At 62.3% G+C, this 14214-nt stretch carries 11 protein-coding genes; 5 read left to right on the plus strand and 6 right to left on the minus strand.

Annotation, left to right across the window (positions count from 1 at the left end):
- Positions 1-12: 12 nt before the first annotated feature.
- The 3 genes from JQ641_RS04295 (at position 13) to JQ641_RS04305 (ending at position 5493) form a co-directional block, all read left to right on the plus strand.
- Positions 13-2277, plus strand: a complete 2265-nt coding sequence (locus JQ641_RS04295) for a fused MFS/spermidine synthase (protein WP_211994582.1) — start codon at positions 13-15, stop codon at positions 2275-2277.
- Positions 2278-2452: 175 nt separating this feature from the next.
- On the plus strand, positions 2453-3730 hold the full coding sequence (locus JQ641_RS04300; RefSeq protein ID WP_211994583.1) for a serine hydrolase domain-containing protein: 1278 nt from the start codon (positions 2453-2455) through the stop codon (positions 3728-3730).
- A gap of 476 nt (positions 3731-4206) precedes the next feature.
- Positions 4207-5493, plus strand: a complete 1287-nt coding sequence (locus JQ641_RS04305) for a citrate transporter (protein ID WP_211994703.1) — start codon at positions 4207-4209, stop codon at positions 5491-5493.
- 160 nt (positions 5494-5653) lie between these two features.
- Here JQ641_RS04305 and JQ641_RS04310 read toward each other — a convergent pair whose 3' ends face one another.
- From JQ641_RS04310 to JQ641_RS38410, 5 genes are all read right to left on the minus strand, one after another.
- Positions 5654-6634 carry a GNAT family N-acetyltransferase gene (locus JQ641_RS04310; protein WP_211994584.1) on the minus strand — a complete coding sequence of 327 codons (981 nt, stop codon included), beginning with the start codon at positions 6632-6634 and terminating at the stop codon, positions 5654-5656.
- A 453-nt stretch (positions 6635-7087) separates the two neighbouring features.
- A complete protein-coding gene (locus tag JQ641_RS04315) occupies positions 7088-7858 on the minus strand; it encodes an exodeoxyribonuclease III (protein WP_211994585.1) in 771 nt (256 codons plus the stop codon).
- Positions 7859-7873: 15 nt separating this feature from the next.
- The gene (gene alr / locus JQ641_RS04320; protein ID WP_211994586.1) at positions 7874-9172 is read right to left on the minus strand and encodes an alanine racemase; all 1299 of its coding nucleotides are present in this window, start codon (positions 9170-9172) and stop codon (positions 7874-7876) included.
- A gap of 177 nt (positions 9173-9349) precedes the next feature.
- Positions 9350-10849: a replicative DNA helicase gene (locus tag JQ641_RS04325; RefSeq protein ID WP_211994587.1), complete on the minus strand. Its 1500-nt coding sequence runs from the start codon at positions 10847-10849 to the stop codon at positions 9350-9352.
- Positions 10850-11163: 314 nt separating this feature from the next.
- Positions 11164-11286, minus strand: a complete 123-nt coding sequence (locus JQ641_RS38410) for a hypothetical protein (protein WP_283813416.1) — start codon at positions 11284-11286, stop codon at positions 11164-11166.
- 144 nt (positions 11287-11430) lie between these two features.
- Between JQ641_RS38410 and JQ641_RS04330 the strand changes: the two genes are divergently transcribed.
- Complete coding sequence (locus JQ641_RS04330) at positions 11431-11637, plus strand: transcriptional regulator (protein ID WP_211994588.1); 207 nt, start codon at positions 11431-11433, stop codon at positions 11635-11637.
- Between the two features lie 21 nt (positions 11638-11658).
- On the opposite strand, the gene JQ641_RS04335 is transcribed toward JQ641_RS04330, so the two are convergent.
- Positions 11659-12909, minus strand: a complete 1251-nt coding sequence (locus tag JQ641_RS04335; protein ID WP_211994589.1) for a cyclopropane fatty acid synthase — start codon at positions 12907-12909, stop codon at positions 11659-11661.
- Between the two features lie 257 nt (positions 12910-13166).
- Between JQ641_RS04335 and JQ641_RS04340 the strand changes: the two genes are divergently transcribed.
- Positions 13167-14204 carry a prolipoprotein diacylglyceryl transferase gene (locus tag JQ641_RS04340; protein WP_249150181.1) on the plus strand — a complete coding sequence of 346 codons (1038 nt, stop codon included), beginning with the start codon at positions 13167-13169 and terminating at the stop codon, positions 14202-14204.
- Positions 14205-14214 lie beyond the last annotated feature (10 nt).

A 14214-nucleotide genomic window follows, 5' to 3' on the forward strand; every position in this document is an offset into this window, starting at 1 on the left:
GCCAGGGGGACTATGTCGCTTTTCAATGCTTCCGATCGGATTTCGCCCGACTGCGATCGGCAGGCGATGGCGGTCCGGCTGACGCCGCTGCTGTATGTCGCGACGCTGTTCGTCTCGGCGCTGCTCTTGTTCTCGATCCAGCCGATGTTCGCCAAGATGGTGTTGCCGAAACTCGGCGGCGCGCCCGCGGTGTGGTCGGTGGCGATGGTGTTTTTCCAGACCGTGCTGCTCAGCGGCTATGCCTACGCGCATCTGCTGAACCGCGTGCTTGCGCCGCGTTGGGCTGCAATGTTCCACCTTGCGCTGCTCGGCGCCACCGCGACGATGCTGCCGATCGCGATCGCGCCTGGATGGGGTGTTCCGCCATCGGATGGGACGGCGCTCTGGCTGTTCGGCCTGTTCGCGGTCTCGATCGGCCTGCCATTCTTCACGCTGTCGGCCAGCGCGCCGCTGCTGCAAAGCTGGTTCGCAGGCAGCGGGCACAGCCGGGCCGGCAATCCCTACGTTCTCTACGCCGCGTCCAACCTCGGTTCGTTCGCGGCACTGTTCGCCTATCCCGTCGTCATCGAACCGTTTCTCACTTTAAAGACGCAAGCTGCGGCGTGGTCGATCGGCTTTGCGCTGCTCGCCATGCTCCTGAGCCTGGTCGCGGTGTTGACGTCGCGCGCGAAGCCTGTCGCCGCAAAGGTCGAGGTTTCCAACGATATCCGCGGAAGTACCGGCGAACGGATGCGGTGGATCGCTCTCGCCGCCGTGCCATCGGGGCTCGTCATCGCGGTCACTGCCTACCTGACGACCGATATTGCCGCCGCACCATTCCTGTGGGTGGTGCCGCTTGCGATCTACCTGCTGACTTTCGTCGCCGTGTTCCGCGAGCGGCCATGGATCGCCCACGCCAATGTGGTGCGCTTCGTTCCGTTCGCGGTGGCGCCGCTCGCGGTCAGCCTGATCGGCGGTGAGAAGGTGTTCTGGCTGACGACCATAGCCCTCAACCTCGTCGTCTTCGCGCTGCTGACGCTGATGTGCCACGGCGAACTTTACGCGCGGCGGCCGAGCCCGCGACGGTTGACGGAGTTCTATCTCTGCACGTCCCTTGGCGGGGTGATCGGTGGCGCCTTTGCGGGGCTCGTCGCGCCGCAGATCTTCAATGGCAACTACGAATATCCGATCCTGATCGCGCTCGCGCTGTTGTGCACGCCCGGCATTTTTACCGGAGGCTTCCGCAAGGCGCTGACCGGCGCGTTGCCATGGCTTGCAATCAGCGCAGCGCTGGCGCTGGTCTGGTACGTCACGCGCTATCAGCCGCCGGCAACATTGGAACTGGCTTTCCAGGTCCTGCTGGCGCTGCTGGCAGCGGCGATGCTTTTTCAGCGGCAACGGCCGATGCGCTTCGTCGGGCTCGTGATCCTGAGTTTTGCGGTGACCGCCCTGTGGCGGCCCGGCATTGCGCCGATCGAAACCGCGCGCAGTTTCTTTGGCGTCCACAAGGTCGCGGAGATCAACGGCGGCAGTGCCCGCTTGCTCTATCACGGCACCACCATTCATGGCGCGCAGCGGTTGCGCAACGATGATGGCACGCCGGTCACCGGCCCGCTCTTGCCACAGACCTATTACTATCCGGGCGGTCCGTACGCGGAAGCCATCGGCGCCGCCCGTGCTGTGCGGGGCAGCCTCGACCATGTGGCCGTCGTGGGCCTCGGTACCGGCACCCTGGCTTGTCATCGCAAGGGCAGGGAGCGCTGGACCTTCTTCGAGATCGATCCCGAGGTGATCCGGATCGCGCGCGATCCGCGCCGCTTCGAGTTCCTGTCGAAATGCGCCCCCGATGCGCCTATTGTCGCCGGCGACGCGCGCCTGACGCTGGAGGCATCAACCGACCGCTATGATCTGATCGTGCTCGATGCGTTCTCGTCGGATGCGATTCCGGTGCATCTGCTGACGCGCGAAGCGGTTGCGGGTTATCTTTCAAAGCTCACGCCGCATGGTGTGATCGTGGTGCATATCTCCAACCGCTACTTCGATCTCGCGCCTGTTGTGGGTAACGTCGCGCAATCGCTTGGGCTTGTCGCCTACCTGCGGGAAGACACCAGCGCCGGCGATCTGCTGACCACGATGAAAGCCAATGCACGCCTCGTCGTCCTGGCGCGCGATGCGGCCGCCATCGGCAGCGTTGCCGCAAGCTGGACGCCGCTGCAGCCGGACCGGTCGAGCGCGCTGTGGACCGACGATTACTCCAATATTCTCGGCGTCATGCTGCACAAGAGATTGGGCGGGTAGACTAGTCCTCCTATCCAACCAGCGCGGCTGATCGAACGATTTCCATTCACGATGTTGGATCGGTCATCGCCATCGCGAGTGCCAAGTTCTGAAAATGACCCGAAGCGGACATTGGCTAGTGTATCAGGGTCAACTAGGATCAAGCGACAGTTGCAATAGCTTGGGTGCTTTCTCAATGACCGGACGCGGCTTCACACGGCTGCTTTGCGTCGCCTGCGCAGCGGCATTCCCTTTCATGCTGGATGCGCTCACACTGAATTCGCATCGAGCCTTCGCCCAGGCAGCACCGGCCTCACAAGGGGCCGGTCCCCGCTTTCGTGCCGACGGGCCGAATGCGGACGAGTTCGGCCGCAAGGAGGGGTACCCGAGCTGCACGGGAATTGCCTATGTTCACGAAACGCGCTGCCGCGTCGGTGCGCTGAGCCGCTACGACACGCTGTTTCCTGCGCGCACCATCGCTGCCCCGAAGCAGCCGGCCCCGCTGGCACGCGTAGCGGGCGAGCCTGCTATTCGCTATGGCTTTGCCGGGCTCGACCTGACGCTCGACGACTACCTCAATCGTCAACCGGTCACTGGCCTCTTGATCGCGAAAGACAATACGATCCTGGTCGAGCGTTACCAGTACGGACGCACCGATACGGACCGCCTGGCATCCTTTTCCATGGCGAAGACCGTGGTTGCGCTGCTGATCGGCATCGCCGTGAAGGAGGGGGCCATCCGGTCCGTCGATGATCTGGCGGAAACCTATGTCCCTGGTTTGAAGGACACCGAATACGGCCGTACGCCGATCAAGGCGCTGCTGCTGATGGCCTCAGGCGTCGCCTTCTCGGAAGACTACGACATCCGGTCCAGCGACATCAACAAACTGGCCCGCATGACCGTTGAGCAGGACTCTGCCGGCAGCCTCGCTGCGGTGATGCAGTTCAACACCCGCCGTTCCCTGCCGGGGGCGCGTTTCTCCTACTCGTCGGCTGAATCGCTGGTGCTCGGCCTTGTGCTCGCGGCCGCCACGAAGCGAACAGTATCCGACTATGCCGCCGAAAAGCTCTGGCAGCCGCTGGGAGCGGAAGCCGATGCGACGTGGATCATCGATGCGACCGGGCAGGAAATCACGTTTGCCTATGTCAATGCGGTGCTGCGCGACTGGGCGCGTCTCGGCCTGATGCTGGCCAATCGCGGCAATTGGCAGGGCAAGACCGTCGTCCCCGAGGACTGGCTGGCGGCATCGGCCGCCAATGCGCTTCCGACGGATTTTCCGCTGGCGAAGTACGGTTATCAAATCTGGTATTCCGCAGACACCAGACGTTTTTCGCTGCAAGGCCTTCGCGGACAATTTGTCTTTGTCGATCCAGACCTGAAGCTTGTTCTCGTGCAGACCGCGCTCAGCGGTGGCCGGCCCGAGGCCGCCGAGCTGTTTGCTCTATGGAACGCGCTGAGAGCACAAGTTCACTAGGCCGCAGTGGTAGGCGCATCCGCCAGCGGTTCTGTCGTCTGCAATATTCCCTTTCGAGGGCAAAGTGGAGCAAGTGAGGCAGAGCGCAGTGTCGGCTTCTGGCACGAAGCGGAAGAGCCCGGCCGATCTGGCGACGTCCGTTGACGGCGGTAGACCGGAAGTGGCTGGCCGACCGTCAAACCGACGCGATTGACCCAAAGCGGACATAAGGCCTCGGGCACACATTGCTTTCTTTTGGGTGGCGTGTAGAACGGCAGTCGGGTGCTCGCTGCAGGTGGCAGTGACAGGTCAAGCGATGGTCGGGCCGCCACGCGGAGAGCGTGCGCCCCATGACCTGTCGAAGATCAGACGAAGAAATCCTCCGTGCCCAATACCTCGCCGGGAGGGCCGTCAATGTGCCACCGCTGCTGCTTCTCGCCGCTGTGGTGCTCCTCCTAGGCATCCTGTTCGCAAATCCGGTCGCGGCAGCATCCGCAATGGGCGCGTACTCTGCCCAGCCCGTCTACCTGTTCAGCATCCCCGTTGATTTCATTCTTTTCGGCCTGACGCTGCTAGGCGTCGCGGTGTTCCACCGCTGGACACTTGAGGTGGCGTTGACCGGGCTCGTGGCCGTTACGCTTTACAAGCTGCTGTTTACCGGCTTCCGGCATGGCGAGGGTCTGACCGGCTTCATGTTCCAGCTGCATCACGAATGGGTTGTTCTTGCCAATCTGTTTCTACTGCTGATGGGGTTCGCTATCCTGTCGCGGCATTTCGAGAACAGCCGAATCCCCGACGCGATGCCGGCGTTGCTGCCAAACGGCTGGAGCGGCGGCCTGATCCTGCTGGCGATCGTATTCGTGATGTCGGGTTTCCTCGACAACATCGCCGCTGCTTTGATCGGTGGCACTATGGCGCGGCACGTATTCAAGGGCAAAGTGCATATCGGTTACCTTGCCGCCATCGTCGCGGCCGCCAATGCCGGAGGCGCAGGCAGCGTCGTTGGTGATACCACCACCACCATGATGTGGATCGACGGCATTAGCCCGCTGCGCGTCGTGGAGGCATACGTTGCAGCCATCGCTGGCTTCCTGATCTACGGAATACCGGCTTCGCTCGCACAACATCGCCATTCCCCCATAGAGAAGGATGCGCAGCGTGGCCTGCACATCGATTGGACCTACGTGGGAATTGTCGCTGCAATCCTGATCATCGCTGTTTCGGCCAACGTCATCGCCAATCTGAAATTTCCGGCGATGCTCGATGCCGTCCCCGTGATAGGGCTTGCGGTGTGGATCGTCATTCTCGCAGCCGCGCCGCTGCGTCGGCCGGATTGGGCTATCATGCCGGAAACGTTCAAGGGCACGGTCTTCCTTTTGGCCCTTGTCACCAATGCGTCCTTCATGCCGGTAGAGGAATTGCCTGTCGCCTCGTGGCAAACCGCGTTGGGGCTCGGCTTCCTGTCTTCCGTGTTCGACAACATCCCGTTGACGGCGCTTGCGCTGAAGCAGGGTGGCTACGACTGGGGTTTCCTTGCATATAGCGTGGGCTTTGGCGGTTCGATGATCTGGTTCGGTTCGTCGGCGGGCGTCGCGATCGCCAATATGTATCCGGAGGCCAAGTCGGTCGGCTTGTGGCTGCGGCACGGCTGGTCTGTCGTGGTGGCGTATATTGTGGGCTTCTTCGTGATGTTCGCAGTCGTCGGTTGGCATCCTGACGCTCCACACAAAAAGCGTGTTGCGCTGGATGTGAACTATCAACTGGACGTGGCTGGCCGCCCGTAAGGCGAGCCTAAGCATAGCGCGGTGGAATGTCCGCGTTTGGCATCTTTGAGACATGCCTGCCTATCCCGAGAATGTCCGTTCATCGGGGTAGACCGGAAGTCGCCGTGATCCGATCAAACCGACGCGAATGACCCATTCCGGAAGTCAAGTCTATTGGATGTTATCGCCAATCGTCGATGATGTAGGCGCCCGGGCGGCAATAGCCCGGATCGTTCTGTCTGTGCATGGTCACGCCCAGAATCTCGCTGCGAAATTCGCGGGCGACGAGATGCTGATAGGCTTCATGGCGCGCCATGTTCGCACCAGCCAACAAGTTCGACATGCCGGCAGCGACCGCCATAGCCTCACACGCATCGAGCAGCCGGAGATAGTCGCGTTCGGCCGATCCTCCGTCGCGAACCGCACCGAATTTAACGAAGCAGGTGTCCGCGCCGGCTTCGCTGCGTGGCCCGTAGTGACACACCGCGAACGCCGCGATGCCACGGGCACCTTCAACCAAAGCTATGTCACCTAAACCCTGCGAATGCGTCGCGCTTATCTCACCGGACAGGTCGAGACCCGGGTAAATCGTTTCAGCTACGTCCCGACACGACTGGAGGGCCTCCTCTCGCTGCACTTGGCTCAACTCGCTGAAGCGCAACCATCCGGCTGCCGTTTGCCGCACCGCTTTTGCCGACATGATTGCTGTGAGGAAACGCGCGTAAAAGCCGTATTTTTGGTAGAGAGCGATATGCTTTGCGCTATCCGAGAATGTGAATAACCCAACATGCCGCGTGCCCCAGGTTTCGAATTGCTCCATGGTCTTCGCAAGCAGTGCTCCGGCGATACCTTGCCCCTGGACATCAGGACGCACGGTCAATGGGCCTAAGAAGCCGACGCTTCCCCAGTTGGTGGCAAAATTGGAGCCGACAAATTTTCCATCCAGTGTCGCGCCGAATGAGGCTACGTGAGCCGCGCGCTGACGGCCATAAACGTAATCCCGATCGGCCCAAAACGTCTCCGGGTCCGGAGCCCCAATGAAAGTCCCAAAGGCGAGACGCACAATCCGCGCAGCTTCCGGCAAGTCGTTTTTATCGAGTTTGCCCACTACCGGGCGGCTTGCGTTCGGACCAGTGTGCTCGCTGGCATCACGATCTGACATGATCACCTCCCATTGAGACCCGACTCTGGAAGTAGCCACATTAGCGACGATAGCAGCTCAGGTAGTCGCAACTCAAGCGTACCCAGATCGATCAAGCGGGCTGATGTGTACGGATAGCTGCCGTTGCGTATGGTCGTCAGCTCATGGCACAAAGCTGACATGACCGCAGCGTCGCGAAAGGTCCGCTGTTCAGGGAATAGCGGACATTGCGAGCGATGGGCTACCCCCAATGCGTCCGCCATCAATCGCGCCGCACAGAGCTGGACGGACAGGCCAAAGGGCGTTTTGCAGAATGGGGGGATGATGGATATGTGCCGGTGATTTGCCCGACGTGTCAAAAGGTTTTCGCGGCCAATGCTGGCGACCGCTGGCTGCGCCGGAAATTCGGCAGCTAACCCAGCAGGTTCCTTTCTTTGCATGGGGTTGTTTTCGCAGTTTTGTTTCTGGACCCTACTACTTCAACACGATCCACGCCGGCGCGTGATCGCTGGCGCCTTCCTCGCCGCGGATCTTGCGGTCGACTCCGGCTTTCATCAAGCGCGGCGCGAGCACGGGGCTCAGCAGGAGATGATCGAGCCGCAGCCCGGCGTCGCGTGGCCAGCGGTTGCGCTTGTAGTCCCAGAACGTGAACATCTGGCTTGACGGGTGCAGGGTACGGATTGCGTCGGTCCAGCCTTGCGCCGTCAGCGTCTTGAACGCCGCGCGGCTTTTCGGCTGGATCAGCGCGTCCCTGTCCCAGGATCTGGTCGGATAGATATCCAGTTCGGTCGGCGCGACGTTGTAGTCGCCGGCCAGCACCACGGGGATGTCCTGCTTGATGAATTTCGCGGCATGCGAGCGCAACCGTTTGAACCAGTCGAGCTTGTAGTCGAATTTTGGCCCGGGCTGCGGATTGCCGTTCGGCAGGTAGAGACTGGTGACGATGATGCCATTGACGGCGGCTTCGATGTAGCGCGCCTCGTTATCCCCGGGGCCGCCGGGCAGGGCGGTCCGCGTCAGCACGGGCTCGGCGTTGCGCGCCAGGATCGCGACGCCGTTCCAGGTCTTCTGGCCGCGCCACACCGCGCCATAGCCGGCCTTCTCGATTGCAGCAGCCGGAAAATCGGAGTCGGTCGATTTCAACTCCTGCAACGCCACGACATCGGGTTTTGCCGAACGCAGCCAGCGCAGCAGATTGGGCAGGCGGCGATTGACGTTGTTGATGTTGAAGGTCGCGATCTTCATGCCTGACAGGAATTGTCAGGTCGGCAGCGGGGGCGGGGCCTGAGCTGGCGCGGCGGCGGGTTCAGCGGTCGCCGGCACTGGTTCGATTGCCGGCGGCACGGGCGGCGCGGTTACCGCCAGCGGCTCGGCCTTTGCGTCGCCGCCCTTGTAAACTCGCGCGTAACGCTTGCCGAGGCTGGTCAGCACTTCATAGCCGATGGTACCGAAATGGTGGGCTAGTTCATCGACCGTGATGCCTTCGCCGAGCAGCGTCACCATGTGGCCACGCCGCACCGCGTTCTTTTCCAGATCGGTGACATCGACCGCCATCAGGTCCATCGAGACGCGACCCGCGATCGGGCAGCGCTTGCCGGCCACCACCACCTCGGCGCCGCGGCTGCCGTCATTCGAACTGGCGGCGCGGAAATATCCGTCGGCATAGCCTGCGGAGACGATCGCGACCCGCGTCGGCCGCCGCGCGGTCCAGGTGCCGCCATAACCGACGGTCTCGCCCTTTTCCAGATTGCGGATCTGCACGATGCGGGCCTTCAATTCGACGACCGGTTGCATCGGATTGTCGGCTTCCGGTGTCGGGTTGATGCCGTAGACGGCGGCGCCTGGCCGCACCAGTTCGAACTGGAACTGGGGACCTAAGAAAACGCCGGAAGAATTCGCCAGCGACGCCGGCACACCGGCAAAAAGGCTCGCGATTTCGCGGAAGGTCGTGAGCTGCTTGGCGTTGAGCGGGTTGTTGAGGAGTTCGGCGGAGGCGAGGTGGCTCATCACAAGCGTGATGCCGTGATCGCCGGCATTGATGCGCGGGATGATGCCTTGCGCCTCGGTCACGGTCAGGCCGAGCCGGTTCATGCCGGTGTCGATGTGAATGGCCGCCCCCCCGGACCAGCCGGAACGGCGGCAGAACACGTCCCATTCGGCGAGTTCGTTGAGATCGCCGATCACGGGCTTGCAATCGAGCTTGGCGTAGGCGTCGCCGGTGTTCTGAAAGAAGCCGTCGAGCGTATAGATCGTTGCGGTAGGAAGAGCCGCGCGGAGCACGCGCGCTTCATCCAGGGTTGCGACGAAAAACGTCTTGCAGCCGGCGTTGGCCAGTGCGCGCCCGACCTGTTCGGCGCCACAGCCATAGGCGTCCGCTTTCACCACGCCGGCGCATTCGGCCGGCACGGCGGTCTTTTCGAGCTTACGCCAGTTGGCGACGATGGCGTCGAGATCGACGGTCAGCACGCCGGTGGCGCTCGCCAGCGCGGCGGCCTGGTTCGCCTCGGGCGAGAGCAGGGTGCTGGTGGGGATGGATTTGGGGTCGGATGCGATGTTCATGCCGCATTTTACGCGGGCGAACGCCATGGTTCAACCGCGCAGAAGGCAGGACTGGGGCGCTGGTCGGTCCTGATTGATCAGAACCGATCGCGCTCTGGATTCTTGTTTTGACGTGTTTTCTTCGCGCGAACCTGGCAGCATCCCGGATCAAGTCCGATGCTTCGCTGGAAACCGCGCTTAGGGCCCGCGGTAGGGTAGATCCCCTTCGGCGAAATCGCTGAACCGCGTGAACTGCCCTTCGAATTGCAGTTGGACCGTACCCGTCGGTCCGTGGCGCTGCTTGGCAATGATCACCTCGGCCTTGCCGTGAGCGAGCTCCATGTCGAGCTTCCATTTCTCGTGCTCGGGCGTACCGATTTTGGGTTCCTTGTTCTGCAGATAGTATTCTTCGCGGTACACGAAGATCACGACGTCGGCGTCCTGTTCGATCGAGCCGGATTCGCGCAAGTCCGCCAATTGCGGGTGCTTGTCGTCGCGGCTTTCGACCTGGCGCGACAGCTGCGACAGCGCGATCACGGGGATATTGAGCTCCTTGGCTAGCGCCTTCAGGCTGGTGGTGATCTCGGTGACTTCCTGGACGCGGTTGTCATTGCCTTTCTTGCCGGAGCCCTGCAGCAGCTGGATGTAGTCGACCACGATGATGTCGAGGCCCTTCTGCCGCTTCAGCCGCCGCGCGCGGGCCGTCAATTGCGAGATCGAAAGGCCGCCGGTTTCGTCGACGAACAGCGGCAAGTGCTCGAGCTTGATGGTGTAGTCGCGGATCCTGTCGAATTCGTCCTGTTTGATCCCGCCGCGGCGGATCATGCTGGACGCAATGCCGGTTTGCTCGGCCAGAATACGCGTGGCGAGCTGCTCCGCGGACATTTCGCAGGAGAAGAAGCCGACAACGCCGCCATTGACCGCCTTCATGGTGCCGTCGGCCTGGACTTCCGGCTGGTACGCCTCGGCGATGTTATAGGCGATATTGGTGGCAAGCGCGGTCTTGCCCATGCCGGGACGTCCGGCGACGATGATCAAGTCCGACCGCTGCAGGCCGCCCATCTTGGAGTCGAGATCGCGGAGGCCGGTTGAAATGCCGGACAATTTTCCGTCGCGCTGATAGGCGTTGGCCGCCATATCGAGCGCGGTCTTCATCGCCTGCGCGAAACGCTGGAAGCCGCCGTCGTAGCGGCCGGACTCCGCCAGCTCGTAAAGCTGGCGTTCGGCGTCCTCGATCTGCGCGCGCGGGGCAAAATCCACCGGCGCGTCGAACGCGACGTTGACCATGTCCTCGCCGATCCGGATCAGATCGCGGCGCAGAGACATGTCATAGATCGTTCGGCCGTAGTCCTGCGCGTTGATGATCGTGGTGGCCTCGGCCGCGACACGGGCGAGGTATTGCCCAACCGTCATGCCGCCAATGTCGGTCTCGGCAGGCAGGAAGGTTTTCAACGTGACGGGCGTCGCAACCTTGCCCATCCGGATCAGGCTGCTGGCGGTCTCGTAGATCGCCTGATGGATCGGTTCGAAGAAGTGTTTTGGCTCGAGGAAGTCCGAAACCCGGTAGAACGCGTCGTTGTTCACCAGGATCGCGCCCAGCAGACTCTGTTCGGCTTCGATATTGTGCGGCGCACTCCGATAGGCCGGAGTTCCCGCGTCGGGGGCAAGTTTCAGAACGTTCGAATCAGTCAGCGCCATGCTCGGAATTGTTCTTCGGATTTGGGTCGGTATTTGGGATGCCGGATTTGGGGTGGCGATAAAGCGCTCCCCTTGTGCCGAGCGGAAGTACCTACATGCCTTATGCCCGATTCACACAAGCGAGATGTGAATCCCCGTCGGCCGTGGCGGCGTTGCACTTGACGGATTTTGGCCAAAGCCGTGCGACGGCCGCTCGGTACCGCCGCATTCACGAAAATGTTTGGAAAGCTGTTAGGGCCGCCTGAACCTTCTCGCCAGTTGGACAGACCTAACCAGGCTGCGGAGGTCATCCGGGCCGCGATGTTAGCGATTGATCAAGCCAGGATGAGAAAGATCAACGCGATCAAGGCCGAGCCGATGCCGGTCGCGATCAAGGCGTAATCGACGATGAGATCGGCGCGAGGGACGAGCGAGGTTGAGTAGGTTTTCTGGGCCATTCAGTAGTTTTACGGCAATCAGCCGGCAAACTCTGTGAACCAGATCACATCCGAGGGGGTTTCTGGCCGGCATCCTGGTCGAGGAACTTGGGAACGGATTTTAGGCTTTCGGGTTGGTTAAGAGCAGGGATCAAGGACAAGACGATGGGTCAGCAGCTCGGTACATGGGGATCAGGAGGCGACCAGCGCGCTTGGTTGTCGATGCTGATCGACACCATGGAACTCGTCTCGCGCCCGGAATCGCGTGCCGTGCCCTGCGATATCGACGTATTGGACGCTCTGCGCGCGCAACTCGCTCGCCCGGCAACTGCCGGAGTAGCCTACGGCTCGGACTACAGCTTCCGAAACTAAGACATTCAGCTCAAAATTGGCCTACTCGCCCGCGATTTGCAGCCGCGGTTGCTTTCCGGATTCGATCCCGCGCAGCCGCGCCTCTTCGCGCGTGATGTAGTCGCGTGTCATCGGTACCACGCCCTGGCGCTTGGTGAGCTGGATCTGGAAATTCATCAGGTTCTGCTTGCGGAACGACATCTCCGAAGCGGCCAGATAGAATTCCCACATTCGGGCAAAGCGTTCATCGTAAAGGCGCACGGCCTCTTCGCGCCGCGCCATGAAACGCTCGCGCCAGGCTTTCAGCGTCTCCGCATAATGCAGCCGCAGAATCTCGGTGTCGCAGACCAGAAGCCCGGAGCTCTCGATCGCCGGCGTCACTTCGGACATCGCGGGGATGTAGCCGCCCGGGAAAATATACTTCGTGGTCCAGGGGCTGGTCACGTCGGGGCCGGTGGAGCGGCCGATCGAGTGCAGCACCATGATCCCGTCGTCGCTGAGCAGCTCGGCGCATCGCTTGAAGAAGGTTTCATAAAACCCGACGCCGACATGCTCGAACATCCCGACCGACACGATCCGGTCGAACGGACCTGGAATGTCGCGGTAGTCGCTGAGCAGGAATTTCGCCCGATGGCCCAGCTTTTTCTCTTCGGCGCGGGCGTTCGCGACCTGCAATTGTTCGGTCGAGAGCGTAATGCCGGTAACATCGGCGCCGGTCATCTCGGCCAGATAGAGCCCAAGCCCGCCCCAGCCCGAGCCGATGTCGAGCACGCGGTCGCCGCGCCCGATTCGGAGCTTGGCGGCGAGGTGGCGCTTCTTGGCCAACTGGGCATCATCGAGCGTGGCGTCCGGCGTCTCGAAATAGGCGCAGCTATATTGCTTGTCGGCGTCGAGGAAGAGCGAATAGAGCCGCCCGTCGAGGTCATAATGATGCGCGACATTGTTTCGTGACCGGCCGCGCCAGTTGAACTGACTGATGTGTCGGGCGAGATAGCGCATCCACCATTGCAGCCGAGCCCATTGCGGCACCATGGCTGGCTGATCGAGCAGGATCGCCAGCGCGTCTGCGATCGAACCGTTTTCGACCACGAACGTGCCGTCCATGTAGGCTTCGCCCAGCGCCAGTTCGGGATTGAGGAGGATCCGCCGTTCGGTGCGCCGGCTCAGGAACCGGGCCGATACCGGCCGCCCGGTGCCGTCGCCGCAGGTGAATGTGGTCCCGCTCGCGGCCGTGAATGTCATCGTGCCGCGTCGGATGAACTGCCCCAGGAAATAACGCAACAAACGATCCATCAAAGCACCAATGGAACGACCGGCCCGTTACAACCGACGCACGGCGGGAACGAAGGTTCCAATGTGCGTCAACCAGATCATAATCGTGATCAGCCCGACGGGCTAGGGCGTTGTAGTCAAAGCGGATATTCCCAAATGTGGAGATCACGCAGTTGCGTCACAAGTGAGCTTCCATTCGCAGGATAATCGGCTAAAAGGTGACCGCCGTCGGCCGTGTTGCGCGACGCTGGAAGCGATTCCAATTGGAGAAGCAGGGAATGTTGAGCCGAGCGCTCAGTCTGGCGACGGTGATGCTTCTGGTTGGCTGTCTCACGGCCCGGGCTGAAAACCTGGAGGCCGGCAAGACCCCTTCCCAGATCTTCTCGGGTACCTGCAACGCCTGCCACAAGAGCCCTCGCGGCCTTTTGAAGAGCGTGTCGCCGTCGTCGCTGCCCGGCTTTCTGCGCCAGCACTACACCACCAGCAGCGAGATGGCCGGGGTGCTGGCCTCGTTCCTGATCTCGAACGGCGCGGCCGACGCACGATTTCAGAGCAAGGATCAGCCGAAGACCGATGCGGCAAAGGGCGCCAAGCAAGAGGCTGCCCGGCCGGATCAGCCCGGCCGCCGGCAACATCCCGCCGCCACGCAAGAGGCATCCCGGCCCGACGCCGACGGGCTCACGCCGCAAGGCCCCGGACGCGACGGCAAGCGACGGCCGGGCCAGCCGCCCGATGCCGCAAGGCCCGCCGATGGCCAGACGCCGCAGACCGCGACCGACAGCAAAACGGGCGCCAAGCAGAAGCTCGGCAAGCGCGGCAAGCCTGCCGAAGAGCCGCCGAAACCGGACGAGGCGGCCAAGGAAGAAGCCAAGCGCGAAACCGCCAAGGTGGATCCCGGCGAAAAGCCTGAAGCCCCCAAGCCGGCCGGCGACGGAACCTCTGACTCGAGCAAGTCTGAAACAGGCAAGTCTGAAACAGGCAAATCTGAAACGGGCAAATCTGAAGCAGGGAAGCCTGAATCAGCCAAGTCCGAGACCGCCAAGGTCGATGCGCCCAGGGAAACCGGCGGCAGCGAACCAACGCCGCTGCGGCCTGATCCGGTCCCGCCGGTCACGCCCGCGCCGGCGGCCGCCGCACTGCCCCCCAGCGGTACATCAGAATCAGCCGCGAGCCCGAGAGAGCCGGCCGCCATCCCGAGTCCGTCGGCGCCCGTCGCAGCACCTGCGCCGGCCACTCCGCCCGAGGTGACGGCAACTGCGCCGCCTCCACCGGCGGTTGCGCCTGCGGGGCCGCCCGCACCGCCCATTTCCCAGTAACGCCGCGTTC

The organism is Bradyrhizobium sp. JYMT SZCCT0180 (assembly GCF_018130165.1).
Lineage (GTDB): Bacteria > Pseudomonadota > Alphaproteobacteria > Rhizobiales > Xanthobacteraceae > Bradyrhizobium.